Source organism: Mesorhizobium shangrilense, from assembly GCF_040537815.1.
Classification (GTDB): Bacteria; Pseudomonadota; Alphaproteobacteria; order Rhizobiales; family Rhizobiaceae; genus Mesorhizobium; species Mesorhizobium shangrilense.
The window spans coordinates 1-25,321 of sequence record NZ_JBEWSZ010000013.1; the positions used below are offsets into that span (position 1 = coordinate 1).

Consider the following 25,321-nt stretch of genomic DNA (forward strand, 5'->3'; position numbering starts at 1 on the left):
CTAGCTCGGTCCTTCACGACCGGCGGTTCATCGATCCCACCCCTCCCGCCGCCTGCGGGTGGTGAAGGCCCGCAGGCGGCAACCCACTTTGGCCTCCAAACGACGGAAAGTCATAAGACAAGCAGTTCACGTTTTGACGGAAGCGTAGCCTGCGTTTGCGTCGTTATAGGGAATGTGATGCGAAGTGGCTTGAAATGAAGCGGATGCGAGAAGAGGATGTTCCGGCGTTCGTGCGGGAGGTGGCCGCAACCGGCTGCGATATCTGTGCCGTCGGCCCGGGCTACTACTACTTGGGCGATAGCGATGTTCCGCGGGGCAAGCGTACGGGGCTGTACAAGAAACTCGACGAAATCCAGGCGCGCTGCGGTAACCGCGACTACCTGCGTTACGACATCGCGGCTTACCTGGCCTCGATTGGTCGCTATATCGACCCGCCGCCAACGCAAACAGACGCATCGCCCAGCGGGCCAGGTTCCACGTCAAATCGCGATCGACAAGGAGTACGCTGGACTTTGGACAACTCCAAGCACCGAACTGGCTGCTACCCGACTTTCGCTCAGGCTTTCGCTCAGGCTTTCGCTTTTATCGCCCAATCCCTGGATGCGCAAACCAAATGCGGCTAGCCGGTAACTGAGCGAGCGTGACCCTATCACAGCGCTTTTTGCTTGGTGTGATTTTTGCATGCCGCGATGTTGATTGCAGTGAAAGCATGCCGCGGCAAGATTGCTCAACTCGTCCGAGCCGCCATCCATTTTTGCTTTCTTGTGCTCGATGGTCAGGCGAGTTGGACCGGTCTTTGTGAAATCCCGCCTACAGTAGCAACATTTCCCCCCTGACGCCGGCAGAGCTCGCGGCGCACCCATGCACGGTACTGAAGGTCTCTCAGATTTCCCATGTCCCCACGAAAGAGAGACCACGAGAACATTTAGCCGTCAACGCGTTTTTACGAGGATCTCGCAAGACGAAAAGATTGACGATACTTTGACGCGGAAGGCGGCCTGGCACATGAGTGAAAGCGAGATATGGATGAAAAACAGATCGCGCCAAACGCCTGATCCAACCATCGCTACGGAAGTCCCTTGGGCGGACCATCTCACCGCCTACGACAACAAGCATCTCATGATGTATTTGAAACTCATCGACGCGTGCGCCGATAGTGCCAGCGAAGAAGAGATGGCGCAGGACATATTGGGTATCGATACGGTGAAGGAGCCGTTCCGCGCCCGGGAGGCTCTTCGCAGTCACCTCGAACGAGTGCGCTGGTTTATGAACAAGGGATACAAGGAACTGTTTTCAACCTAGCTGCCGAGATACCCACGGCGATGCAGGTTTGGCGATGCATCGTGCGGCGCCAACTGCCGCCAGGAGCGTGGTTTGGAAATATGGAGGAGGGCGATGCCAAATACGCTTGTCATGATCATTAGGCATGCCGAGAAGCCGGTTCTAGGGGGTGCGGATTTTGGGGTCACAGAACAGGGCGAAAGTGATCCGGCATCGTTGACCGTGCGTGGCTGGCAACGCGCGGGCGGGCTTTGCTCTTTCTTTTCAAAGCCGCCTGCGCCTATGGAAAAACCAGCATCGATTGTTGCGTCGGGCACGGTCAAAAAAGATGGTTCCGGAACCCGGAGCAAACGGCCTAGCCAAACAATCACCCCACTGGCAAGACGGCTCGGTCTTCAACCTGATGTCACGTATTCGAAGGGCCAAGAGGCGTTGGCGGCAGAAGCCATCCGCATAGCCCCAACACCTGTGTTGGTGAGCTGGCAGCACGAATCTATTCCTGGTTTGGCAGCTGCCCTCGTCGGTGGCGCGGGCATCGCCCCAGAATCCTGGCCGGACGAGGATTTCGACAGCATCTGGGTGTTGCAGAACGATGGCGCAGATGTCTGGTCATTCTCGCGTCAGAGCCAAGGGCTTCTCGACGGTGATGGATAATGATTCGACACTGACGGCGTGAAGGGCCGCGTCCGCTTCAGTCCTGATGCCGTCAAATCGCGGGTTGCAGTGCCGTCTTTTAGGACGCGCCTGGCTGCTCCCGCACGATCCAATCCAGCATGTCTGGGTCAATCTGATCGTCGCCGGTGAAATCCCTGATCATTTGGGCGGCATATTCGCGCGACTGGCTTTCCGGGATTTCCCCTTCGATGATCGCACGGCGGACGGCGCTTCGCAGGATTTCGCAATCGAATGCAGACACCTTGGCGCGTGACATTGTCAGGCTCCTGGACATAGGCGGAAGCTCAACGCCCAAGCCTCCGCAATGCCCTTTATTCGGTACGGGCGATTTGGGGATCATACGCCTTACCGCGCATTTCGCGAGTCGAACGAACGCGGGTCCATCAACCCGACCCCTGCTCGTCACCACGGGAATGATTGTTGTGAGGGCGAGCATGCCATCACACTCGGCGCCATGCGGTTGGCAGTTGCCTTCTGCGTTGCTGGTCTGCCCGGAGCTGATGACGTTCCCTTCTAGTCGGCGCAACCGTCTTGTCCCGATCCTGCCCGCTCGCAAAGGCGATTTCTGACCAGACTGGCCCTGTTTCTCTTATTGAGTTGGATCTGGAAACGCGAAAAAAACAACTCTTTTGGTCGAGGCTTATGTGGAGACGTATGGTCCGACGTCTTATACAGCCATCGACATCAATCACTCGATCTTAGAGAGAGCGGCTCAAAATATATCCTTTCATCAACATCGGAGTTGAACTTCTTAGGAATCGTAGGAACCTACCAAACATGACTCGCAAAGACCAAAGAGCTGTCTGGCCGGAAGCTATTAGTTTCCTTGGGCAGCGCGATCGAGAACTTGTACGATGACGAATTGTATTATCTCCTCCTATCGGCGCGGGCAGCCTTGTCTCCTGGCGGCTATTTTGTGGTCGGAATAGATTTAGACAAGGAGACTGATATACTGGAAGTAGCCCACAATAATCAAATGGCTATCCTAGGCAATCTCTGCGTCCTACAACATCTGAATTGGCGTTTCAGCGGAAACTTTGAGATATTTCAGTTTCGGCACGTAGCGTTTCACAACAAATCGCTCCAGCGTGTCGAAGCCCACCTGGAGGCTATGCAGGCCCAATCAATCAATCTCCAAAAACTGAATTTTTCCTTTTAGCTAGAAAAAGGCGAGATGATCAGGACGGAGATCATGCGAAAAGTTGAGCTGCATGCGTTTCATGACATGTTTATTGAGTATGGCTTCCACCCGGTGCAGCATTGGACCGATTCTTACAAGCGATATGCGGTATGTCTCTTTCAACTGTCGGATAAGTCCACGAAGTTCGACTCGGAAGCTCCCCCGGCGGGCTAGCCTTCAATGAGGACGTTGAATCGCCGCTCGAAGCTAGTGTTGCTCCTCACCAGCAATGGCGATCGAACGGTTCGCTAGGTCGACTCAGGATGGCCAGTACAGTCTCAGCTTGGGAGTTATCATAATGTTTGGAAACCGCGACTTTGGGATCAACGTCATTCGTGCCCAACCGGGTACGTATGCTTGTGGTATGGGTCTGGGGTCTCGATGAGGTGTACCCTGGCTTTCCCGGTGATGTGCGGAACGCAAGTGCGTATCGGCGCCTCGCCGGCCTTCACCGTCCGCGACTACAGGGAGCGATCAGTGTTCGGCCGGGCGGAGTTGGTCAGGTTACGCAGCCCGGGCGAGCGCGGATCGCGCTTGGCAGCTGACGGGTGACGAGGCGCGGTTCTTGGCGCGGTCGATTCGTTCTGGTCTCGATTTGGAAACCCACCACGAGAAATGCCGGGCCGCCCAGTAGGTGGACCGTTGCGCCCGCCACAAACATCGTGCGCAACAGTCGCTGAGAGAGGGCGGCATTCCCAACAGCACGCCCGCACCATCCGAAAGTTTTTCCAATCCTCGATGCGCTGCGCGAGTGCCGAAGGCCAAGAAATTCGACAGGCCCTGAGAGAAAAAGCGCACGCAGATGCGCGTCGCCCGCCGGAACGAACTTACGGAGCGTCAGCTGGCTGTCAGCTCGCTCGAGTACCTCTCTTCGAGAGCGACCTAACTAGCTCAAACTCATATCGAAAGACTTCCGCCAAAAGAAAGGAACCGAATACCATGTACGGTCGTATCAGTGGCTCATCCGCAAGCTCCAGCCAAGCTAACGACCCGGTACTGTCAAACGACAGCGACGGCTTTGGGCAAGCGCTTGCGCGCATGGCGCCGCCTGATCTCAACGCGAGTTCGTCTTCAGCGCCGGCACGGCCGTACTCGCTAGTTTCACAGCCTCCTATCGTGGAGATCGACAGGTCTTCGTTCAGTCGGAAAGCGAGAGACTTTTACGGCGATGAAATCAAACACATCGCGGACAATCCGCAAGAGTACTCGGATTTCGTGTCCTCAAAAGCCGCGCGCACGGCAATGGTTGCAAGGCTCGGCGGTGGCACTCACGATGATACCGACGAGGCGCGATATTTTAGTTATCAGCTAGGTGGAACAAGCGCTGGCCTCTTACGAACAGAAGGCGGATTCAGGACTAGAGGAGAACCGTGGCAGGACCAGTTCCCCGGGAAAAAACGCGTCACATCCATCGTGGATCTTCGGGTTACTCATCCACTGGTCGAGAATGCAGGCGATATTCTGCTTGAACATCAACTTCGACTCGACGGCAACCGGGCGCTGGTCATGTCACGACCTGCTGCGACGGAAAATGAAGCTCGTCTAGACCAGATGGGCTTTGTTCCCGTGGGTGACAATCAGTGGCTACTTGATCCTAGCCAGCACCCCGACAAATGGGCGAAAAATAGTGAGGGTGAATGGCAGCGGGCTGACAAGCCTTGTCTATATCTCTCCAAAGCCGAGGATTCCGACGGGGAAGAAAGTGTTGAGGCGAGTTCCAGCGAAGCTAGCTACGAGTCAGACTCGTCCGGCGATGACCCGTCTTGGTATTTCGAAAATCTCAATTTAAACCAAGAGCGGCATTGAAGAGATACTCAGGTAGTTCCCTTCTCGTCCTCGTTCGCTCCTGGGTGAGGATAGAAGTATTGAGCGTGGGAGGCGCACCCTTCCCACGCCAAAACCTCTCAGCGCTGGCATGGCCGACTGCAGCCGATTTCATCGGCGTCACCTTGCCGGCGCCGATGCCAGGCGGGATGCTGACGACAGCGGGTGGTGTCACATTAATTGAGGGGTAAGGAGATTGAGGTAGCAGCGCGCTCATGACCGTGAGTGCACCGACCTACAAGAAACACCGCTATCCGATCGAAATCGTGGCCCGTGCTGTCTGGCTCTACTTCCGCTTCAATCTGAGCCTGCGCGATGTCGAAGAAATGCTGCTCGATCGCGGGATCGTCGTTTCCTACGAGACCATCCGCCGATAGTGCCGAAAGCACGGCCCTGATTATGCGCGCCGCATACGCCGCAAGGCACCAACGAAAGACGATGTCTGGCATCTGGATGAAGTCGTGGTGCGTCTCCCCATAAGAGAGGATGCGTCTGTCAAAGCAAAAAGTCAGAACCCGCGAGCAAGCGGGGAGGCTTCACCCTGGCGTTTTGACTACTGGCCTGCGGCCGAGTCCGGCGGACTTCGCAAGGAGGGACCGCCGGGCGGCATAATTGGGCGCCACCATCGGGTAGTCAGGACCAAGTCCCCATTTTGCTCTATAACCCTCAGGTGTCAGGCCATAATTGGCTCGGAGATGCCGTTTGAGAGACTTGAATTTTTTTCCGTCCTCTAGGCAGATGATATAGTCGGGGAACACGGACCGCTTGTGATTGACCGCCGGAACGAGCTCAGCTTCTGGTGAAGCAGGCGGTTGTACAATCCCCCTCAACGCAGAATTGACACTCGAGATCAAGTCCGGAAGATCGGCGACAGGGATCGGGTTTTTCTGGACGAAGGCCGCAACGATATCTACCGTAAGGCCTAACAAATCAACGCCTGGCTGTTCGGCATCCTCCTCATCCACGGTGGTCAGTTCAGTATTGTCCTCCTCCACGCTCGTCTTTTCGGTATTGTCATCATCCATGCCGGCCTGATTGGTATTGTCCTCATCGACGCTAGTCTTTTCGGTATTGTCGTCAGTCATAGTCATAAACACGCTCCTTGCTATTTGTCTGCCTTCCTGAGAAGTTGATGGTCAAACACGCACGGCGCAAATTGACAGCATCATCTCTGAAGGCGTTTACTGCACATTCCGATTGTGGCTTCCAGTGTATCCATCCAAATGGTATGGTAACCTGTCATCTCGAGTACGATGAGTTAGGGTTGCCCAACACTCCCAACGAAGAATACGTTCTTGCCCAAGTGAGAGCAGAGCCCGATTTGGGGCCATTCACTTCGCCAGCACGATCGCCGGCCCCAATCGGCGCGGATACCTTGCCGCTGGCTCTATTGCCATCCTACGTGTCAGGCTTGGCATTGTTGCCTCTTGAGGCCCAAGTTGCCCTAACTTGATCGCTGGCTTCAAGATAAGCCATCTCGAGCAAATAGGTCAGGAAGCTCTCACCGTCTGCCTGCGCTATCTGATGAATTTCTCTCAACATCGCCTGGGCAAACTGCAAGTTCTGTAATCTGGACTGTTTCACTGGGATTCCGGCTTCCAAACGGCTTTCTCCTCAAAGACAACTGAAACTCGCTCTAACCGGAAATCCGACCCTCTGAGAGGTTCTGGCTACGCCCGTGATCAGGTCGGATGCTCGATCAACATACAGTCGCCGAAGACGGCATTTTGTCGCATGACCACCTCATTTCTCCCAATCCAAGCGAATCCGGCTGCCTTGTCGGCCCTGTTTCGGAAGACGGGTGGATCTCGTTTTCATGATGGGAACCTCACGCTACTATTGCGTTTTGACCGGCAAGGGCTTGCGGCTGCGTTCGCTGGATTGATCTTGCCATGGGACGGCAGCCGCGGCGCCGAGCGATCCCGGCTTCGGTTTCCTGGGAGGCCTCGGTAAACGTTCGAAGCGGCGGCTCGTTTCCATGAGCCTTCCGACCGCACCCGAGGGTTCGACGCTCGCCTTGTGGCGAACTGTCGACACCATCGCGAATGCGAGCATGACGAGCGAGACGTGGCGATGCCATCCGTGCCAAGAACGGGTTTCGTTATGGTCGAGGCCCAGTTCGTTCGTCGCAGTGCGAAGGCCCTCCTCAACAATCCTGCAGCATTGGTGCACTGCGACAAGGGTTTCGATCTCGGTTCCGACTGGAGACCATGTTGAAAAGTAGCTGAGAGCCTGGTTCGCATCGCGTCGGATCAAGAGCCCTGCGGTCCAGAGGCCTGAGCGGGTTTTATTGAATTGCGCGAGGTCCGTGTCAGTGAACGGGCAGTAGGCCCATGATTCAGAGGCCTGGAGCGCCTCTCCCGGGGGGAGACTCCGCCAAACGGAGAGATCGAGGTTCCGTGCGATATCTTCGGCCGTTCCTCCTTCCGCAAAAAAGCGATTTCGGAAAGCGGAATGATGGTTTGCGCTAACGGCGAGCACGTATCCCTTGGATCTGCGTCGTAGGGCCATCTCGATGTCGACGCCACTGTAGACCAAGTCGACAGCTACCCAACTGAAGGATACGTCGGCTGCGACGATACGCGCGATCATATCAAGTGCCAGGCGGGACTTTGTCGCGAAAGTCCTGCCCGCAGGCACGTAGGCCCGCGCCAAGCGGGCAGGGTCTTCCGTCCAGGCCCTCGGCAGATACAGCACGCGATCGACGAAAGCGTTTCCGTGCTTGGATGCATAGGCGGCGAACACGCCGATCTGGCAGTTGGCCATCTTGCCCGTCGAGACATTGACCTGCCGCGCTACCCCGCAGGACGTCTTGCCTTGCTTGACGAAACCCATCTCATCGATCACCAGGACCGCGTCGGCGTCAGCCAACGTTTCGAGGGCATATTCGCGCACAATGTCGCGCAGGGCGTCTGCGTCCCACCTGCCCCTTCCGAGAATGGCCTGTTGGCGCCACGGCCCAGGGTCACCCGCAGCCTCGGCGCGCATCCACCCGGTTTTGCGATGCGCATCCCGGAGCAGGCCTTCAAGGAACAGTCCGGCCGAAATCGCCACACGTTCCTGAGGGAAAAGTCCCCTGATCCGGGACTTCACCTCGCGTAGTGCCGAGGCCCAGATCTCTAGTGTCATTTCAATCGATTCAACCATTATCAATAACCCCCCTTTGGCCGCCCGGCACAGAATCGAAAAAAATAACTAATTTACATGTGAAGCGCAATTGTAATACTGGTTTCGCTCTCCGTTGTTTTTTACCGATAACAGTAATGCTATGGCGACAATTTGGGCGGCGCACAACTCTCACATTCACTTGTTTAGGACAAGCTTGACTTAACAACTGGCGATTGCCATAACCACGATGCAGTCGAGAATGCAAGCATCGCAGCGAAGGATAAACGTGAGATTGGCTTTACGGCCTGCGCTATAATATTATACATGTATAATAAGAGTTGACCAGCCGTGGATAAGAAGCCGCTTATCAAGAAGCTAATAGAAGAAGCAAAAGGTGGAAACCTGACTTTACGCCGCTGACATTTCAGTCAGTACGTCATGTCTGCTTATATGAAGTCCTCATTGATCAAATTTGTCAGTGAGTAATTCGCGCCCAGTAGCGTAATCCCTCTGGCTTTGAAGTTAGCACATGGCGTGAACTTGCTTGCATCTCAGTGCAGTCGATCTCTGCTCGAATGCACCAAGCGGTTGCAGGAGAGTACTTGCGAACAAAGAGAAGAGAGCTGGGATGACCGGGGGTTCGATGGTGCGCGGCTTGCAAAGATTTATGGTCAACGCAAGAGAGACCTTTTCGAAAGAGGAACGAACGTTCCCAAGAAGGGCTGACCCCAACGAGACACCAGGCTAAATTAAAGGGCGCCGCCTGTTCCACCGGGCGTTTCGATGCCGGCGGTGTGGCTTTGGTGAGGCAGCGGGCAGGGCGGTGCAGCGACTTTACAGGGCCTGCGGCCACTGTTGGGCGGCGTGCATGACAGTCAGGATTTCGACAGTATCGCCGTTGACGTGATAGGGGATGATATAGGGTATATCAGCCAAAACCAGCTCCCGCGTCGTCCTGATGCGTCCGATGCGACCCATGGCCGGTTGCTCGGCCAGGTGCTCCGCCGCTGACACAATGCGCGCAACGACACGGCCGGCGGCATCGGGGCTGTCTTTCCCGATGAGGGCGCCGATTTCGTCAAGCCGCCGCAACGCCCGCTGGGTCCAGCGGATTCTTTTACGGCTCATGATTGGCGGGCGGACTTGACGTATTTTCCGACCACGGCAGCTACATCATGGTCACTTGCAAATTCGCCGCGCTGGGCCTCGGCCAATCCGGCCTCTATTTCAGCCAGCTGCCACTCTTCCCGGGCCACGAAGTCCTCAATGGCCTGTGCGGCCACATAGGAGCGTGAGCGGTCAAGCTTTTCGGCGAGTTGGTCCAGCCTGTCTGCGGTTTCGTCCGGCACACGGACGGTGAAGGCGGTCATGGAGGTATAACTTTCGTTGGTTCACTATGATTATTGGTGAACCAAGCTGGTTCGTCAAGTCTGTGATTAGCTTGAATGTCGAACGATAATCAATCCGTTGGCCTGCATCGAGCCCTTGGTATCCACGTGAAAACCTGCCCGCATGTCGATTTCCGGACCACCTCGGCGAACTCCGACTTTAGCGCGACTTCGTTGCGTGGGACGGCTTGTCGACTACTTCGCGAGCATGGCCATGGTTCAATGGCATTTCCAAGCTGCTTAAGCCTAGAGACAAAAAAGGCGCCCCTCGCAACAAGACGATTCTCGGGGGACGAAATGCTCCTTCACACTGTAGGGGTCGTAGGTTCGAATCCTAATCTGGTGCGCGTTTTCTTTCGGGTGGGCAGGGGCTCGGAAACAGCAAGGTTGTCGAGGGATGTGTCACGGCGTAGCGCCTGTGCAGGCTGAGACCTTCGTCCATTCAGGACAAGATCATGTTCATTTGTTCGTGCTCTGGATAGACCTGCTTCGTCCGCGAACCGTGGCCAGCGATCGACAGCAGAGCGGATGCGTTCGATCACGTTCAACGCTTCTTGTTCGGAAATGGAAGCGCCTTTGGCGACGGCCAGCAGATGCTGTCGTCCTGGATTCGATCCCTCCCCTGCGATCAATGCGCTGTGCTGTCCTCCAGGGCCTGCCGAGAAAGTCAGATCGTACGCCGGAGAGAGTCTCCATTGCCCATTCGATCCCATCAGGAATGCATGGTTCTTCGAATGGTCGTCTCGGTTTCGTGCGTACACATTGAATACCATGTGAGCGAACATGCGGAGGACCTCCGCGCTGTCTCTCGTCATCATATGCGTCAGTTTGTGAAGTGAGCCGTAGTCAAGTGATGCTTGTCGATGGTCGGCATGGAGGAGACCGCTCGCAGTATGCATATGTAGTCGCCCCTGCGGTGTGCGGTCAAACCTCTTCGTCGCGAACAGACGATTTCCTTTTTTTGTCTGCAGTATCCGCGTATCAGCCATGTCCAATCCGGCGGCACGTGCCATGAGCGCATAAGCTTGCTCCTCGACGCCGATGTCTATCGGGTCGTCGGAGCTACGTGATTTGACAATCCAGCGTTCGAGCCCAGGCTTCAATTGATGGCCGTAGTCAATCACGAAGATGTTCTGATCCGGATTCAAGCCGATCATGATCTTAGGACGCGCGCCTGCGGAGCCGCCTTGAGCTCCCTGCAGCGCATCGATCTCAGCGGTATCCATCTCCTGCTGAACAAGCTCAACCTGCTCAACGAACCAGTCCAAGTCGTCTCTACCTCGCTTGTCATCGGGGAGTTCAGGAATGAAGGCCAATGCTCCCATTCCTGAAGTTCCTACCGCAGAAAGGCGGTCCAAGGCCGTAAGCGTACGGTAGTCTATCCCCGCTTTTTGAAAGCGGCGATCCAGCAATAGGCGCCCCCATCCATCTGGAAGGCTGTCATTGAAGAGCCCATGCAGGCCATTGAACGGTTCATTCTGAGCCGGAAGAAGACCTGCCTTCACGCCGAGATGAAACGGCGAAATCAGCAGTGGTGCGGCTGTGAATTCGGCTGCGTACTCAAAGTAAGCCCGCCGTTCTTCGGCACTCCAAGCAAGAGTTCCAAGATCTCGTTGCAACCCCTCAAGATCTAGGGTCACCTTCATTTTTCTGATTGGCCTGAACTTCATTTCTTGCGAACCCTCTTCCTAGCCGGCTGCCCAACGACTTCTTCAATTGTCTTCGGCGGCCGTGGCGGAAATAAGCGTTCAAATTCAGCTTCTGCTTCCAAAGCGAATGCGATCTTTACGACAGCTTCGAAGGATGCCTTGCCGGTCTCCTCAAAAACTCTAAGGGAGCCGTAGGAAACTCCAGCCTTGGAAGCCAGCTCTCGTTGGGTAAGATTGGCATCAATTCGTCGCCGCTTCATCCGCGCCGCGACGCCTTCAATGATTTCCATCGGCGATGTCATATTGAATGTTAGCATGATGGCACTTAACGCTAAATATTGGAGTTAAGTACATCTATAATGGCAATTATGTTGGATGTCAAGATTTTGCGGCTGTTGCCGATCTGCCAGGCGCCTTCCTGTTGTGAAACCGCCCTTTCGACAAGGCCATGCTGACATAGGGACTGATCCGGCATTCCTAAGAAACAGCCGCCGCGGTTGGGGCGGGCTGTAGCACATACCCAAGCGATTTGGCGCGATGTCGGATATTGCTGAGAACCCGTTGACGATAGCGCTCCTCATAGGAGGAGGCCCCCGGATCGGCATAGTCCATGTGGTGACGCAGGGCGTTGTATAAGAGGACGGCGATCTTGCGCGCCGTCGCGGTGACGGCTTTGGCCTTGCCGATACGGGACGCCAAGCGGCGATAAAAGGCTCCAAGCGCCGTCTGAGTGCGCCCCACCGCCGTCGCGGCCAGCCGCAGCAGCGCCGCCACCCGACTGCCGGAGCGGCGCGTGCGCGACGACAGCACCTTTCCCCCGGAGATCTTGTTGTGCGGCGCCAGGCTCAGCCAGGAGGTGAAGTGCTTGGCGCTCGGCCAGGCGGAGAGGTCGGTGCCGCACTCGCTAACCACCTTTAGCGCCAAGTACGGTCCGACACCGTGGATTTGCGTCAGGTCGACGCCGAGGATCGCATGCAGTGCCTCGCGCACCGGGAACCCCGGCTCATTGGCCTGTGGTCGCTTGTAGCGGGGTTGCGGCAGCGCCGCCGACGGCGTCGAATGGGCATCCTTCATGCGTTCCAGAACCACTGCGATCCGCTTATCGCACACGGCCACCTTGGCCTGGTAGACCTCGTACAGCTCCAGCGCCTGCGCCAGGGCGAAGACATGCTCCTCCCGGTCGTTGCCGACCAGGGCCGCCCGAATGATCTCGGCCGAAGCCTTGCAATGCGGATCACGGAGGGTGGCCAATTTGTCCGGGTCGCGCTCGCCTGCCACCAAGGCCCGGATAATGCGCAGCCCGGTGGCGCCCGTCACGTCCGCAACGACGTGATGGAGTTGGAGGTTCATCTCGGTCAACGCTTTTTGCATGTGCTGGATGTGAACCGCCGCCGCATCGAGCAACCGCTCGCGCTGGCGCAGATAGCTCCGCAGCGTCGCGATCTCGCCGGTGGGCCGAAAGCTGGCCCGCAGCAATCCGTATTCGTGCAGGCGCTGAAGCCATTCGGCATCGGAGACATCGCTCTTGCGGCCCGGAACCTGCTTGGCCTCGCGGGCATTGACCAGGATCACTTCAAACCCGCGCTGCTCGAGAATCTCGAAGATCGGAATCCAGTACACTCCGGTCGACTCCATCGCCACCGTCTCGATCCCACACTGTGCGAACCAGTCGGCGAGGCGATGCAGGTCGGCCGTGAAAGTTCCGAACGTGCGCACCGGCTCCGGATCGCACCGGGGCGAGACTGCCGCCACGTGTATGGTGGCGCCGATGTCAATGGCAGCCGCATGGGCATGGACGGGGGCGAGCTTTTGGCTCCGGCGGGGTTGTGATTTGCGCGTCATGGTATGCTCCTCTCTACAAAGCTGGAGGGCTGGGCTGCGCAACACATCAATTTCCTAATCGGGATCGCCGCGTGGCGTCACCACTTTCAAGTCCGCAAGAGCCCATGGGCCACGTTAGGTAACGGGGTAGAGCCACCAAATACCGGACGGCCACTCCCTCCGCCGCCCATCATAGGGCTCCGCTGTTTCTCCTGCCACAGGCGGACTGCCGTTCCTCACCCGTTAGGTAGAAGCAAAAATGCATCATGGGCCTTGCCGCTCGTCACGTAGTTTGAGCAGGCGCGTGAGTCCTGATGGCAGTTGCTACCTCACATGGGAGTTAGTTGATTCAACAGGTAGTCATCGCATGTCGTAATCTCCAGCTTGGAGCGGACCCATGGTCCGAGCCCTTTGCGTGACGCGGTCTGCGTGCAGACCTATCCACCGTCGCCGCTCGGAGCGGCTGCACCACAATCCCGCTTGCGGCGGTCGGGCTCAGGAGACGGGACCATTCTAATTGTCGGCGAGTGAAGCGATGGTAGCTAGCGGTCCGTCGCCTGGATCCGCCGGGACTGATCAGGTCCTGGCGAAGGGAGTGTCGGGCGATTGTCTCAGGCGGCGGTGAAGACCGCGCCCTCGATGATCACGCCGGCTGTGACATACTTCCAAAGCACCACCAGGAGCTTGCGTGTCATGGCGACGATCGTCGGCTTGCGCAGGCTGCCGCCGTCGCGCCGGACCCGCTCTTTGAACCAGAGATGGCGCCAATATCCACGCGGATAGCGGCCGGAATTTCAGTCAGGCTTGTTCCTGCAGCATTGATCTTCTCCAACGTGAGGGGTTTCTAGCCGCCTCACTCTGGCGGAGCTCCGGCGGCTTTCCACCCCCGTGGGATCTAATTGCTCAAGATTCTAGCGATCCCGTGAAAATTATACAGGCTTTCACATTCGAGGCTGCGCGCTGCCTTCCCCGGGTACCCGAAACCCATCGCTGCCGTCAGATGCACGGCCACTCATACCGTGTGGAACTTTGTCTCGTTGTGTGCCTCAAGTTCTGCAAAAGCGTCATGGTGGGAGCGGGCATCCCTTTGCGATGAGCCTGGCTCGTTCCAGGCGAAGGTGGACGGTGCGAAGGCAGAGGAAGAGCATGAGCGTCCTCTCCACCGTCATCAGCATGACATCACGTTCTGCGATGGTTGCCGAAAAGCGGCCTTTTCACGAATTAAAGCCGTTCAAAGAATTCGAGGCATTTGATGAACGCCACCACATTCAGCAGCCCCGTTTTCGTGAAGGACGGGAATTGCATTGTGCGAGAAATTGTCAGCGTCGATGGCGCCATTGATTTTCTCGAACGATGGCCCGAAAGCCGTCGAGATTTGATCCACAAGACTGCACTCAAAGCATGCTACGACGCGCACGACGGCTACAAGCCGGTCAGCGTGGCCCGTGAGGCGTTCATCAGCTTCGCCAAGCGGGCCTGCATACTGGAAGACCCGGCTTCTGTAATGCCTTGGATCTCACCCTCTAAATCTGGCAGTGGAACGGAAGCGGTATAGGCTCATTCGATCAGCGGTGCCGCATCAGGTCGAAAATCCGCGAAACAGGCCAGCGGCGGGCAAACTGTCCCGGTCTGTAATTGTCCGAGCGGTCGACATGCCGTGAGTGGCTGATCCGGAAGAGCAGCCGCTCGAGGGCGAAGCGGGTCAAAACCAGTCGAAGCTCTGGCCACTTGCCTTGGCGAGTTGCAGAAGGCGTGCGCGCACCGAGGCACCGATGTTCTTGATCTCCTTAGCCATTGGCAGTTAGTGCCTCGAGACAAGGTCGGATCACCGTGGCAACCCCACCTTGCTCGGCCTGCCTGGCAATTTCGCCGGCTATTGCCTTGCGTTGGGGGAGTGCTTCCTGAAGACCCTCGATCGCCACCGACAGGCCAATCTTGTTGCGATATCGGAAACAAACCACGATTGTCTTGACGATCCCAAAGACCTTTACGGGCACACCCTCGACGACATGGATTTCGACGCTGTCGTTGAGCAGACTTTCGGTGAAACGCACGATACGGATCGGCGTGCCGTCGGGTCTGGGAGCCTAGTCTTTCCGACCTATCGCCAGCCACACCTGCTTCGGGAGTTGATCGGTCAGACCGTGGAAATGCCAGGGCCGACACAAGCAGACAACGCCTTTGGGTACGCGCTGTGCGGCCTCAGCCACGCTATGATTGGCGTCGAGCGGCACGTCCGAGAGCTGGTAGAGGCCCCGTGCAAGCCGGAGCACCTCCCCATCCGTTCCATACGGTTCATCGTAGCGGCGGTTACGCCGGCCTCGCGCAGCTCTACAAGACGCGCGATCCCGCGCGCCGTCAGGAGAGCGTGAGCGATTTGTCACTGGGAGGCGGGTTCCGGCATTGATACGACGGCTCGGAGCTAAGGCCCTATTGTCCGAGGAGTCGAAAACAGAAGGAAGCTGACCAGAGTTTGTGAATCGCCGGCGCTGTCTTGGGTCTTACACGCCGGACGCTTCGGTTATCGCGCGGCCGCCCACCATCGCCACCCCGGCCGGTTCCTCGATCGAAATGTTTGTCCAGGAGAAGCGTGTCGAACGCCGGTTGCCAAGGCGCTGTCCAGTTGTTGCAGCGTGTCGACCTCGCCCTCGACCTCGATCTTGACCGTCCTTCCACGTAATAGCACGTCCGCGGTCCATGGGCTTATTGGTCCTTGGAAATAATGGAAACGGTGCCCTACTCCCCTTCGCCAATTGGGCGTACTTGAGTGGAGATGACACCGCGCTCAGGCACGGATGTGATCAACGCACCGACAATGATGGCCAATGCCGCGAGCATTCCCGGACCCGTCAGCCATTCGCCGAAGAACACGGCTGCGAAGAGGGCGGAAAAGAATGGCTCACTCGATTCGATGACCTGCGTCTTGTAAGCCTCGATATGCTGAAGGGCGAGGATTGTGCAGTAGAAACCGCAAAACGAGGGGATAATCCCGAGCGCTAACAAAGCTGGAAAGGTGTTCACTGACGGGATTGGCGCGCCGCTCCAGGCATAGGGAACGGCGAGCATGGCAAAGCCGTAAGCCAGGAACCACCAGAAAGTTTCTAGGGATGAGCGAAGCTTGAAGAACTTCCAAGCAAAAATAAAGCTGGCGTAGCCTAGCCCTGCGATAAGGGCGAGGCTAATGCCGACAATGCTTCCAGCCATCTTTCCGTCGCCGGCAATCAGGAAGTAGCCGCCAAGGAAAACCATGGTCATGGCGACCGCCTTTCGCGTGGTCACCCTTTCCTTAAGTATGAGGATGTCGAGCGCGATTGCACCAAGGCCGCCGGTAAAAACAAGGATGGCAACAAGTGGGATCGGCGCGTGGGCGAAAGCTTGGGTTTCGAAATGATAAAGCGTGAAGATGCCAAGCGTAGAGCAGACGGCGATCTTCCACGATCCCGTGAAAGCGGCGAGGAGACGAGCCAAGCCCCCAGACCTCAAAAGGATGACGATCGAGAGTAGCGAAAGCGCAATGCCGCAACGCCAGAATGCGACCGCAGTGGGGTCGAGCCCTTCATTAAAGGCGGACCGGGAAAGCACCCCGACGGTTCCGTTGGACAGAGCTGCGAGAAGGGCCAAACCGGCCCCAAGGATCGACGACAAATAAGCATTCTTCATGGCTGTGACTTCGTTGCTATCATGTGGGAGCGGCAGGCTTCGCCGAATGCACGGAAGATTTCGACGCTGAGCAGATCCTCTGCGTGAAACCATTCAGGATGCCATTGCACGGCGGCGGCAAACGTTGCCGCGCCCTTTACGGAGACAGCTTCTATGACGCCGTCCGTGCATCGCGCATCGACCTCAAGGCCATCAGCCAAACGCGCGATCCCCTGCCGATGCAGGGTGTTGACCAAGACCGTTTTCTTTTGCGAGCGACGGATGCACTGGGCAATGTAACCGCGGCCTTCGGCTAGAATCGCATGCGAGCAGGCGTATTGAAGATCGCGCGGGAGTGTGAGGTCTTCCACATGGGTGATCCGACCTTCACCTTCCGAAAGGTCACTTGAGAGGGTACCGCCAAGCGCGACGTTGAGTTCCTGCAACCCACGGCAGATTCCGAGCAGCGGAATGCCGGACGACAGAGCAATCTTGATAGCAGCAATACTTGTCCGGTCCCGGTCGAGATCGAGCGTCTCTGGACAAGCTTCTGGCCCCCCATAAAGTGAGGGCGAGACATTCGACTCCGCCCCGGTCAGCAGCACCCCGTTGAGGACCGAAAAGCAGGCCTGCAAACTCTCTTCCTCAAGTCCGCCTGGGATTACGAGCGGTAAAACATGCGCGGTCGAACGCAGGGCTTCAAGATACCGGATGCGCACCGTCTCATAGCCGACGCTGTCCACTGTCTGGCGGTAAGAAACGACACCGACGATGGCCGGACTTCTGTCTGGGATGGCGTTCAAATCAGGCGCCCCCAAGGGCTTGCCCGATATCGGCGATGATATCATCAATATGCTCAAGTCCGACGGAGATGCGGATTGTGCCATCGCGAACCCCGGCAGCAAGGCGCGCCTCGCGGTGAACCGAAGCATGAGTCGTCGAGGCTGGATGCGTGGCGAGCGTTCTAGCGTCGCCAATATTTGAGACGTGGTAGGCCAGTCGCAAGCGCTCGATAAAACGGCCCCCAGCCTCGATGCCTCCAGCGATCTCGAACACGATCATGGGGCCGCCATGATCGCCCATGTTCTGCACGGCGCGATGCCGTTCAACGGTTCCGCCAAAAGCCGGATAGGTCACGTCGAGCACACCAGGCTGCGCCTTGAGATAGTGGGCGAGCTGCCGGGCATTGGAGCAATGTCGTGGCATTCGCAAAGGCAGCGTCTCCAAGCCTTGGATGCAGAGAAAAGATGCGAACGGGGACGGGCAGGGTCCAAAGTCACGCATGAGCGTGTTGCGCATCTTGAGCAGAAACGGGCTGGCCCCATACGGGCCGGGCAAATCGCGCGCAGCATCCAGCCAGAGTATGTTGCCATGGGAGATATCAGGACGTGTCATCAACGGAAAGCGCTCGGGATAAGCAGCCCAGTCGAAGGTGCCGCCGTCGACGATAATGCCGCCAATCGTGGTGCCGTGGCCGCAAATATATTTGGAAGTGGACTGCACGGTTACATGGGCGCCAAGCGTAAGAGGGCGTGAAATGAGGGGGGTCAGCGTGTTGTCGATGATCAGCGGAATTCCGACTTCATGCGCGATCGCCCCCACTTCGACGATCGGGAAGGGGCTGAGCTTCGGATTGGGAAGCCCTTCCGCAAACCAACAGCGCGTGCGATGGTCCGAGGCTTCGCGGAAGCGCTCGGGATCGCTCGGATCGACGAAGCGCGTTTCGATCCCAAGCCGCTGAAACGTGCTGGAGAGCAGATTGATTGTCCCGCCATACAGGTGCGCGGAGCTCACGATGTTGTCCCCGCAAACGGCAATGTTCAGGATCGCAAGCATTATCGCGGCCTGTCCCGAGGAGGTTGCCAAGGCGGCTATGCCACCCTCCAGAGCCGCGACACGTTGCTCGAATATATCCGTCGTCGGGTTCATCAACCGCGAATAGGTGCGTCCCTCGCGGCGTAGATCGAAGACGTCCGATGCGTGATCAATGGATTCGAACGCATAGGCGTTCGAGAGATAGATCGGAACGGTCGTCGCCAATGTCGCCGGATCACAGCGATAGCCCCCATGCAGGACTGTCGTCTCCGCGTGAAGGGCTGGCGTCGGATCCAATCGTGTTGCAGGGCCATTTTTCTGGAGTTTGGTCAACTCGAGTTCTCCGGAGATACATTGTTCTCGATGGGGTAGCGTTCAGGCCCGCAATCCCGCGCTTGCGGCGAAGCGCTTCCGGTTCTGGTCGCGGATCAGCTTCAGGATCGAAGGCTCGCCATTTGGGCCAGACTGGAAGATACCGCCCGTTTCGGAACAGTGCGCCGCATAGACGGGGTCCCTCATGCGGATGGAATGTGCTTCGGGCAAGCGCCAGAGCGGGGTCGCTGGATCGAGATGATGATCGAGATGATAGTTGTCGCCGTTGATCGCGGTCAGCCACTTCTCGATATGACGGCTGCGGCGATTCCGGGTCATTTCCAGGTCCACGGTTCGGCTGTCAATGGAGCTGCAATGCTCAGACATCTCGATGACCCAGCCGATGATATGAAACGCGGTGAGGTAGGGGACAACCCAGAGAAGGACAAATTCCTGGAAGCAGCCGTAGGCCAGAGCGAGCGTTACGACACAAGCCCAGAACGCGTAAAAGCCCCAGCAATCGAACAGGTAACGCCATGTCTCTTCGCGCTTCACCCGCGTTGAGCTCTCCTTGCGAGAGAGGGTGTCTAGGATCATCTGGTATCTGTTGCGGAGGAGATACTTCAGATAGGCGTAGGTTTTCGATCCAAGCAGGGGCAAGATGATGATCTTCCAAACGAAGGAGCGATCCGTTTGGGGTGTGAAGACACCTTCCGCGATGAAAAACCCCAGGTCAGGGTCGGCATCGGCTCTCCCCAGGTAGGGGTGATGGCTGTGGACGTGGGACTCCGTGTAGGCGAAGTGGCGTTGAAACAGGGGCCAAGCCGTCAGCAGCGTGCCGAGCAAGAAGTTCAGCACACGATTTTTTGTCAGCACGCCGTGCGCACAGTCGTGCAAAATGGTGGAGATGCCTCGCTGACGCGCTCCGATGACTATCACAGTCAGGGGATAGAACCACCAGCTTACTCCAATGACCAGCCACGCGAAGGCGGCGATCACCGCATAGTCCTTCATGATGTAAAGAGGGCCATGCCAATTGTCAGTCTCAAGTGCCTTGATCTCATGAGTGATGGATCGATCGAAGCGGTAGTGAATGTAGCGCTTTGGTGCTTCGATGCCGTGATACTGGGGCTGTACATGAGCGTTCATGAAAACACCTTTTGCCGAGAATTGCAGGGCCACTCGGCGATAAAGTCGCCGACGAAGCGGTCAATGAGATCAGCTTTGACGTTTGGCATGACAATCGCATGGGCGCAGTTGCCATGACATGCGAGCTGGTATTCGTTAACGAGTCTCTCGGACGGTTTCGGAAACACAACCGTCAAGGAGCACGGATTGAGCAATACCGGCACACTCTCTGACCGTAGTGCTCCCGCAAAGCCATCCGCACGCTCGATGCAGGTTCGGGCAAAATGACGGAAACCGGCGATACCGAGGCGCGTCAGCCGGTTCCATATCGCGAGAACGGCGTGGCCGTTTCGCGATCCCATCAAGGTAGTATCATCAGAGCGCAAGTAGCTCACGGTGGAGGCCACTCGACGGACATGTTCCCGTCGGACTACGAGTACGCCGCAGGGCATCGGCGTGCCGATCATCTTGTGGCCCGAGGTTGATATACTATCGATCCCGTGCCGGAAGGAGGGACGGATACCACTCGGTAAGCCATCGACGAAGGGAAGGACCATTGCATTCAGGGCGCCATCGACGTGGACAAAGCGCCGACTCGGATCGATCCCGACTTGGTCCAGAACGCTGATGCAGGACGCGATATCATCGTGCGCCCCTTTCATGGTCGTTCCACAGGTCAATGCGAGAATGACGCAGCGATGGCGATTTGCCTGGATGACTTCCCGCAGAGCATCCGGACAGATGGCGCCGGTATGGTCGGCCTCGCATGTCAAAGCCTCGATCCGGAGGATTTTCGCTGCCTTTGGGACCGAATAATGCGCCTCTTTGGAGTGTACCAGAACCGGATTACCAAGAGTCTCTCGCGCAAGATATATGGCCCACAGATTGCCCTCAGTACCGCTCGCGCCCACGGCTCCCCAGTATTCTTCTGGATCGCCACATTCCCAGGCCCGCATGATCCAGTCGACCACATCGCGCTCTACGCAAGAGACCTCCGTCCCATAGTGCGATCCGACATATGGATCCCCCAAGTTATTAATTAGAAACTCGCCGAACTGAGAGATTGGTTCGGCGTCAAAGTCGAGATTATACGGATATCCTAGGTGTTTTTTTCGCCTATCAACGAATTTATTTCGGAGTCTATCCAGAGTCGCATCGATGATGACGTCGGGTTTACTCAGGCGAGTGTCCAATATATCGCACGTAAGCTTCACGCATATGCTCCGCTATAGCCGCCCAGGGAACCGGCAGGCAAGGGTGACTCAAGACCCGCTCCAATCAGCCCGCCGGCACCCCGCCTCCGACACGGGCGTCACTCATCCGGTGGGCCAGGCGACGAATTGTCACCACGACGAGAATATCGGTTCGGCAACTCCTGACGCCTCGCGACAAGGGAGCCTCAAAAATCATGCCCGCATCGCAGAAAGAGCCTAAAAACGAGCATTTCTCCATATTATTCAATAGTTTAATAAGGTGCGCAGGCCGAACAGTCCCGCGTCGCGGACTCGACAAAGCGACGGTAAAATGTCGGTTATCAGACGTTGTCCTGGGAATGCTGGACAGGTGCTTACTAACGGCGGCGCGCCGAGGCATCGGTTCCGAGCAGCCGTTGCGGCCACGGTCTTCCAGCCGGTCAAGGGGCGGTCCAGACCCCACCTTGATCGTGCACAGCCACACCGTCCATTTCGACAATTGCGGCGGCACCATCGACAAGCGCGAACGCTATTGGTTCCGCGCCCAGAACACGACCTCGCCTGCCGCCTCCTACCGCAAACCTGCTTGTGTCCGAAGCTGAACAAGAATGTCGCAAACCCGGCCAAAAGGTCGCCAAGGCCGGGCCACCCGCCTACCGAGCAAGCCGTGTAACGCAGACGGAGCGCCGAGTCGGCACGCAACTTGCTGCCATGATTTCGACGCGCGAGATCGGCCTCGCCGTCGTTATGCTCGGCGGCGGCGCACACGGCCGGAAGACAGCGTCGCCCATTCGGTCCATATCACCCGGATGCTCCCTTGTCGGCGCGGAGGCGCCGCCGCAGCCAGCGCCGCGAAGCCGCCCCATGGTGAGCATCCCTGCATCCCCTTGCGCGTGATCATAAAGGTCTTCCGAGTATTGCTGGCTTCGAAGCCAAGACGCACCGGCTCAGAGCCCTTGTCCGACGCGCCCTGTGCAAACGACAATCTTAGAAGGTGGCTTCGCTGCGACTAGCAACCAAGGAGGATGGCAGCATGACAAAGATCGCCTTCATCGGACTGGGTTCGATGGGCGGGCCCATGGCCCGAAATCTTCTCAAGCACAGCTTTGAAGTTCGGGGCTTCGACATCGCCTCAAAGAGCCTTGCGGATCTACAAGCGGCGGGAGGCACGCCGGCCGCCTCGGCTGCCGGAGCCTGCGCGGGTGCGAATTTTGTCGTGCTTATGGTGGTCGATGCGGCGCAGGCGCAAATGGTGCTCTTCACCAATGGAGCGCTCGCGGCAGCGCTTCCTGACGCGACCGTCTGTCTGATGGCGACCTGTCCGCCGAAATCGGTCGAATCAATCGCCGCGCGCGTCACCGCGACCGGGCGGGGATTCATCGACGCGCCGGTCTCGGGCGGCACTGCCGGGGCGACAGCCGGGACGCTGACGATCACGGCGGCTGCGCCGCAGAGCGTCTTCGAGGCGGCCCAGCCGATCTTCAAGGCGATGGGCGACAGGGTCTTCCACATCGGCGAGCGCCCCGGGCAGGCAGCAGTCGTCAAGACCGTCAATCAGCTCCTCTGCGGCGTGCACATCGCTGTGGCGGCCGAGGCCTTTTCCCTCGCTGAGAAGGTCGGTGTCGATGCCGCGAGCATGCTCGACATTCTCTCGGGCACATCGGCCTCGAGTTGGATGCTGAAAGATCGCGGGCCGCGCATGATCATGGACGACCCGGAGGCCTTCAGCACAGTCGATATCTTCGTCAAGGATCTCGGCATCGTGCTCGAGGCGGGCCGAGAAACAAAGGCGGCGCTGCCGTTCGCCGCTCTGTCCCACCAACTCTTCCTTTCCGTTTCCGGCCGCGGCGACGGCCAAGCCGACGACAGCCAGGTGATCCGCGCCTATCGCGCGCTCAACGGTGAGTGAGCGCGATCAATCAGCCCCAGAACCTTAATCCAACCCGACGTAGATCGGGAAACAACCGAGAGGAAATTGCCCAAGGCGGCTCCATGAGGTTCAGACGTCCTGCAGCCTGACCGGCGACGTCTGGGACCGCTGTTGGGTGCTCGGCAACAAGCGCGCCTTCACACGTCTTGCTAAGGATATCCAGGAGATTGTTAGCCCCGAGCTCGACCGCTCCGCGCTCGATCAGTGGGCCGACATTGCGCGTCTCAGCCAGAGCTTGCGCAGCGACTGACGGCCAGTGTGATCTCATTCATCGAGGTCGACCGGGAGGCGTTGCGGAAAGCATCGCCGCTTCCTGCAGATGTGCAGCCATTATCGGGTGCAGCCGTTCGCTCCCACGCTGGCGTCGGGCTGGGAGAAGGGTCAGGTCTAGAACCTAGTCGGGCAAGTGCGCGAGCCCTTCTTCACGCCGCGGCTGCGCTTCAAGACCTACGAGAAGCTGAACGCCTGGCTGCATGACAAGTGCGTCGCCGACGCCAAGGCGCATCGTCACGTCGAGCAACCCGGAACGAACGATCTGGAACGTGTTCGAGGAGGAGCCCGGCAAGCTGGTTGAATACCGCGGTTCCTTCGACGGTCCATGGTGCCGGCCTCGGTCTGAAGGTCGGCGAGGCCCCGGCGCTGGTCATGCCCGATCGGAAGTCGACGCGGAAGAGGCAGTAGCCGCGATCCGGGCGCTATACGATTTGGCGAGACGAAGCCTGCAACCGCCAGAGTAATCGTGCGCAGGATCGCGCCGCCGGCTGATGCGATTGCATCTCTCGCCGCGCTGCGCTGAGAGCCTCTTCTGTCAGGCAGTCTAGGTTTCGCGCTTCGGGCCGAGCAGGAACACTGTCAGGGCGGCGAGGAACATGGCAACCGCGCTGTAGGCAAAGACACTGGCAACGCCGGCATTATCCACCAGTAATCCGCCGAAAATCGCGCCGGCTGCGATGGCCACTTGGAACGTTGCCGTCATCAGCACACCGGCGCTTTCGGCCTGCTTGGAAGCGGCGCGCAGCACCGTCCACGTCTGTAACCCCACCGGCGCCGCGCCGAAGGCAAAGCCCCATACGGTAACCGCAATTGCCGAGGCCGAGGCCGATGCTCCCACCGTCAGCAGCGAGACAGCGGCTATCGCTATGACCAGGGGCGGCAGGGCCGCGACTGCCTTGAGGCTGTGCTCGGCCAGGAATGCGCCGGCTAAATTGCCGAAGAAGCCGCCGATGCCAGAAGCGAGCAACACCAGCGAGATCGTCTCGATATCGAGCGCGGGAACCTTCTCGAGAAACGCACGGATGTAGGTGAAGCTGGCGAAGTGCCCAGAAGCGACCAGCAGGACGACCAAATACGCGACCCTGATTGTCGGATTCTTGGCCACATCCAGCAGACTGCGGAATGTAGCCACTTCAACCGGAGGCAGCGTCGGAATGGTTATGAGTTGAACCAGCAGTGTAACGGCATTAACAACTGCGGCGATCATGAAGGCGGCTCGCCATCCCCAGATCTCACCGACATAGGCGCCGATTGGAGGCGCGCAAACGGTAGCGACGGAAACGCCGGTAAGGATGATCGACATGGCGCGCGGCAGGAGGTGACTTGGAACGAGCCGCATCGCCAGCGCTGCCGAAATCGACCAGAAGCCTCCGAGCGCTATGCCGAGCACGACGCGTGCCGTCAGGAAAACCGGCAGCGACCAGGCTACCTCCGCCAGAACGTTGGACAGGATCTGCAGCAGCGTCATCGCCCACAGGACGATATTGCGATCCAGACGCCTTGTAATGATGGCCATCGTCGGCGCTGAGATCGCCCCGGCGATTGCGGTCGCTGTCAGCGCCTGTCCAGCCGCACCCTTGGTGATGCCGAGATCATGCGCGAGTGGCGTCAGCACGCTGGCAGGCAGAAATTCTGCCGTCACCAGCCCGAAGGTGCCCAAGGCAAGCGAAATGACCGCACCCCAAACGGGACAAGACCGTTGATCGGGCTTTTCTGGGTCGTGCAGAACAGCGTCCGTGAAGTCTGTCGCCGATTCGGTCATGAACAAGCTCTTCAGTTTGAATGCGCTGCAACATGGGGATGGCTGCGTCGACCCGCATTAAAGCCAGAAGCGCCGCCTTTCCCGACGGCGTTGCACGGAAGAGGGGATGTTCATCGCTTCGCGACATGTTGTGACAATGCGGCGCGCAATATCGATGACCGTTTCCTTGAGCCGGACGATGCTGTCATCGTCGGAGGAGGGGACGATGTCCCGACGTCCGGCGGGAATGGGCACGGTCTGCTTGGCCGCTTGTATGGAGCTTCGCGTCTTAGCCATAGTTTGTAGCTCTCTCCGCGCTTTGATGGGCACCAACGGTGAGCGCAAGCGCCATGCCATTTCACTT

The 25,321-nt window shown here is 58.0% G+C and carries 20 protein-coding genes and 12 pseudogenes; 12 read left to right on the forward strand and 20 right to left on the reverse strand.

What is annotated here, in order from left to right:
- Positions 1-194: 194 nt before the first annotated feature.
- Positions 195-623, forward strand: a complete 429-nt coding sequence (locus ABVQ20_RS38215; RefSeq protein WP_354465046.1) for a Y4lK-related protein — start codon at positions 195-197, stop codon at positions 621-623.
- A gap of 72 nt (positions 624-695) precedes the next feature.
- On the opposite strand, the pseudogene ABVQ20_RS38220 reads toward ABVQ20_RS38215, so the two are convergent.
- A pseudogene (locus tag ABVQ20_RS38220) lies at positions 696-863 on the reverse strand (HNH endonuclease); the annotation flags it as partial.
- A 142-nt stretch (positions 864-1,005) separates the two neighbouring features.
- Here ABVQ20_RS38220 and ABVQ20_RS38225 point away from each other — a divergent pair.
- Entirely contained in the window at positions 1,006-1,302 is a 297-nt protein-coding gene (locus ABVQ20_RS38225) for a DNA -binding domain-containing protein (protein WP_354464982.1), read from the forward strand.
- Positions 1,303-1,395: 93 nt separating this feature from the next.
- Positions 1,396-1,935, forward strand: coding sequence for a hypothetical protein (locus tag ABVQ20_RS38230; protein ID WP_354464983.1), 540 nt, complete (start codon positions 1,396-1,398; stop codon positions 1,933-1,935).
- Positions 1,936-2,014: 79 nt separating this feature from the next.
- On the opposite strand, the gene ABVQ20_RS38235 is transcribed toward ABVQ20_RS38230, so the two are convergent.
- Entirely contained in the window at positions 2,015-2,212 is a 198-nt protein-coding gene (locus ABVQ20_RS38235; RefSeq protein ID WP_354464984.1) for a hypothetical protein, read from the reverse strand.
- 355 nt (positions 2,213-2,567) lie between these two features.
- Here ABVQ20_RS38235 and ABVQ20_RS38240 point away from each other — a divergent pair.
- The 4 genes and pseudogenes from ABVQ20_RS38240 to ABVQ20_RS40625 form a co-directional block, all read left to right on the forward strand.
- Positions 2,568-2,702 (forward strand): annotated as a pseudogene (locus ABVQ20_RS38240) (hypothetical protein); the annotation flags it as partial.
- A gap of 53 nt (positions 2,703-2,755) precedes the next feature.
- Positions 2,756-3,310, forward strand: a pseudogene (locus ABVQ20_RS38245) (L-histidine N(alpha)-methyltransferase).
- 765 nt (positions 3,311-4,075) lie between these two features.
- Complete coding sequence (locus tag ABVQ20_RS38250) at positions 4,076-4,942, forward strand: host specificity protein (protein ID WP_435528501.1); 867 nt, start codon at positions 4,076-4,078, stop codon at positions 4,940-4,942.
- Between the two features lie 233 nt (positions 4,943-5,175).
- Positions 5,176-5,326: pseudogene (locus ABVQ20_RS40625) on the forward strand (IS6 family transposase); the annotation flags it as partial.
- Between the two features lie 170 nt (positions 5,327-5,496).
- Here the strand turns inward: ABVQ20_RS40625 and ABVQ20_RS38260 are convergent.
- From ABVQ20_RS38260 to ABVQ20_RS38300, 9 genes and pseudogenes are all read right to left on the reverse strand, one after another.
- Entirely contained in the window at positions 5,497-5,934 is a 438-nt protein-coding gene (locus ABVQ20_RS38260) for a Ros/MucR family transcriptional regulator (protein ID WP_435528506.1), read from the reverse strand.
- A gap of 424 nt (positions 5,935-6,358) precedes the next feature.
- Complete coding sequence (locus ABVQ20_RS38265) at positions 6,359-6,562, reverse strand: hypothetical protein (RefSeq protein WP_354464985.1); 204 nt, start codon at positions 6,560-6,562, stop codon at positions 6,359-6,361.
- 399 nt (positions 6,563-6,961) lie between these two features.
- Positions 6,962-8,107: pseudogene (locus ABVQ20_RS38270) on the reverse strand (IS701 family transposase); the annotation flags it as partial.
- Between the two features lie 795 nt (positions 8,108-8,902).
- On the reverse strand, positions 8,903-9,196 hold the full coding sequence (locus ABVQ20_RS38275) for a type II toxin-antitoxin system RelE/ParE family toxin (RefSeq protein WP_354464987.1): 294 nt from the start codon (positions 9,194-9,196) through the stop codon (positions 8,903-8,905).
- The gene (locus tag ABVQ20_RS38280; RefSeq protein WP_111545633.1) at positions 9,193-9,438 is read right to left on the reverse strand and encodes a CopG family ribbon-helix-helix protein; all 246 of its coding nucleotides are present in this window, start codon (positions 9,436-9,438) and stop codon (positions 9,193-9,195) included. The genes ABVQ20_RS38275 and ABVQ20_RS38280 overlap by 4 nt, the downstream gene beginning before the upstream one ends.
- A gap of 323 nt (positions 9,439-9,761) precedes the next feature.
- Positions 9,762-11,126, reverse strand: coding sequence for a type II toxin-antitoxin system HipA family toxin (locus tag ABVQ20_RS38285; protein WP_354464988.1), 1,365 nt, complete (start codon positions 11,124-11,126; stop codon positions 9,762-9,764).
- Positions 11,123-11,395 carry a helix-turn-helix domain-containing protein gene (locus ABVQ20_RS38290; RefSeq protein ID WP_354464989.1) on the reverse strand — a complete coding sequence of 91 codons (273 nt, stop codon included), beginning with the start codon at positions 11,393-11,395 and terminating at the stop codon, positions 11,123-11,125. The genes ABVQ20_RS38285 and ABVQ20_RS38290 overlap by 4 nt, the downstream gene beginning before the upstream one ends.
- A 187-nt stretch (positions 11,396-11,582) precedes the next feature.
- On the reverse strand, positions 11,583-12,947 hold the full coding sequence (locus ABVQ20_RS38295) for an IS110 family RNA-guided transposase (protein WP_354464990.1): 1,365 nt from the start codon (positions 12,945-12,947) through the stop codon (positions 11,583-11,585).
- Between the two features lie 590 nt (positions 12,948-13,537).
- A pseudogene (locus ABVQ20_RS38300) lies at positions 13,538-13,684 on the reverse strand (IS110 family transposase); the annotation flags it as partial.
- A 164-nt stretch (positions 13,685-13,848) separates the two neighbouring features.
- On the opposite strand from ABVQ20_RS38300, the pseudogene ABVQ20_RS38305 reads away from it, so the two are divergent.
- Both ABVQ20_RS38305 and ABVQ20_RS38310 read left to right on the forward strand, forming a co-directional pair.
- Positions 13,849-13,962, forward strand: a pseudogene (locus tag ABVQ20_RS38305) (6-carboxytetrahydropterin synthase); the annotation flags it as partial.
- Between the two features lie 216 nt (positions 13,963-14,178).
- Positions 14,179-14,481, forward strand: coding sequence for a DUF982 domain-containing protein (locus ABVQ20_RS38310; RefSeq protein ID WP_354464991.1), 303 nt, complete (start codon positions 14,179-14,181; stop codon positions 14,479-14,481).
- An 88-nt stretch (positions 14,482-14,569) separates the two neighbouring features.
- Here ABVQ20_RS38310 and ABVQ20_RS38315 read toward each other — a convergent pair.
- The 7 genes and pseudogenes from ABVQ20_RS38315 to ABVQ20_RS38345 form a co-directional block, all read right to left on the reverse strand.
- Positions 14,570-14,721 (reverse strand): annotated as a pseudogene (locus tag ABVQ20_RS38315) (nucleotidyl transferase AbiEii/AbiGii toxin family protein); the annotation flags it as partial.
- Positions 14,714-15,225: pseudogene (locus ABVQ20_RS40630) on the reverse strand (type IV toxin-antitoxin system AbiEi family antitoxin domain-containing protein). The pseudogenes ABVQ20_RS38315 and ABVQ20_RS40630, both read right to left, overlap by 8 nt.
- A 437-nt stretch (positions 15,226-15,662) precedes the next feature.
- Complete coding sequence (locus tag ABVQ20_RS38325; RefSeq protein ID WP_354464993.1) at positions 15,663-16,586, reverse strand: DMT family transporter; 924 nt, start codon at positions 16,584-16,586, stop codon at positions 15,663-15,665.
- Entirely contained in the window at positions 16,583-17,368 is a 786-nt protein-coding gene (locus ABVQ20_RS38330; protein WP_354464994.1) for a gamma-glutamyl-gamma-aminobutyrate hydrolase family protein, read from the reverse strand. Before ABVQ20_RS38330 ends, ABVQ20_RS38325 begins: the two co-directional genes overlap by 4 nt.
- Position 17,369: 1 nt before the next feature.
- Positions 17,370-18,713, reverse strand: coding sequence for an O-acetylhomoserine aminocarboxypropyltransferase/cysteine synthase family protein (locus ABVQ20_RS38335; protein ID WP_354464995.1), 1,344 nt, complete (start codon positions 18,711-18,713; stop codon positions 17,370-17,372).
- Between the two features lie 42 nt (positions 18,714-18,755).
- Positions 18,756-19,841: a fatty acid desaturase gene (locus ABVQ20_RS38340; protein ID WP_354464996.1), complete on the reverse strand. Its 1,086-nt coding sequence runs from the start codon at positions 19,839-19,841 to the stop codon at positions 18,756-18,758.
- On the reverse strand, positions 19,838-21,034 hold the full coding sequence (locus tag ABVQ20_RS38345; protein ID WP_354464997.1) for a histidine decarboxylase: 1,197 nt from the start codon (positions 21,032-21,034) through the stop codon (positions 19,838-19,840). Before ABVQ20_RS38345 ends, ABVQ20_RS38340 begins: the two co-directional genes overlap by 4 nt.
- A gap of 1,012 nt (positions 21,035-22,046) precedes the next feature.
- Here ABVQ20_RS38345 and ABVQ20_RS38350 point away from each other — a divergent pair.
- From ABVQ20_RS38350 to ABVQ20_RS38360, 3 genes and pseudogenes are all read left to right on the forward strand, one after another.
- The gene (locus ABVQ20_RS38350) at positions 22,047-22,922 is read left to right on the forward strand and encodes an NAD(P)-dependent oxidoreductase (protein WP_354464998.1); all 876 of its coding nucleotides are present in this window, start codon (positions 22,047-22,049) and stop codon (positions 22,920-22,922) included.
- A gap of 76 nt (positions 22,923-22,998) precedes the next feature.
- Positions 22,999-23,246 (forward strand): annotated as a pseudogene (locus ABVQ20_RS38355) (TRAP transporter substrate-binding protein); the annotation flags it as partial.
- Positions 23,245-23,539, forward strand: a pseudogene (locus ABVQ20_RS38360) (IS21 family transposase); the annotation flags it as partial. The pseudogenes ABVQ20_RS38355 and ABVQ20_RS38360, both read left to right, overlap by 2 nt.
- Positions 23,540-23,760: 221 nt before the next feature.
- Here ABVQ20_RS38360 and ABVQ20_RS38365 read toward each other — a convergent pair.
- A complete protein-coding gene (locus ABVQ20_RS38365; protein ID WP_354464999.1) occupies positions 23,761-24,978 on the reverse strand; it encodes an MFS transporter in 1,218 nt (405 codons plus the stop codon).
- 57 nt (positions 24,979-25,035) lie between these two features.
- A pseudogene (locus ABVQ20_RS40635) lies at positions 25,036-25,173 on the reverse strand (RNA polymerase factor sigma-54); the annotation flags it as partial.
- Positions 25,174-25,321: the final 148 nt, after the last annotated feature.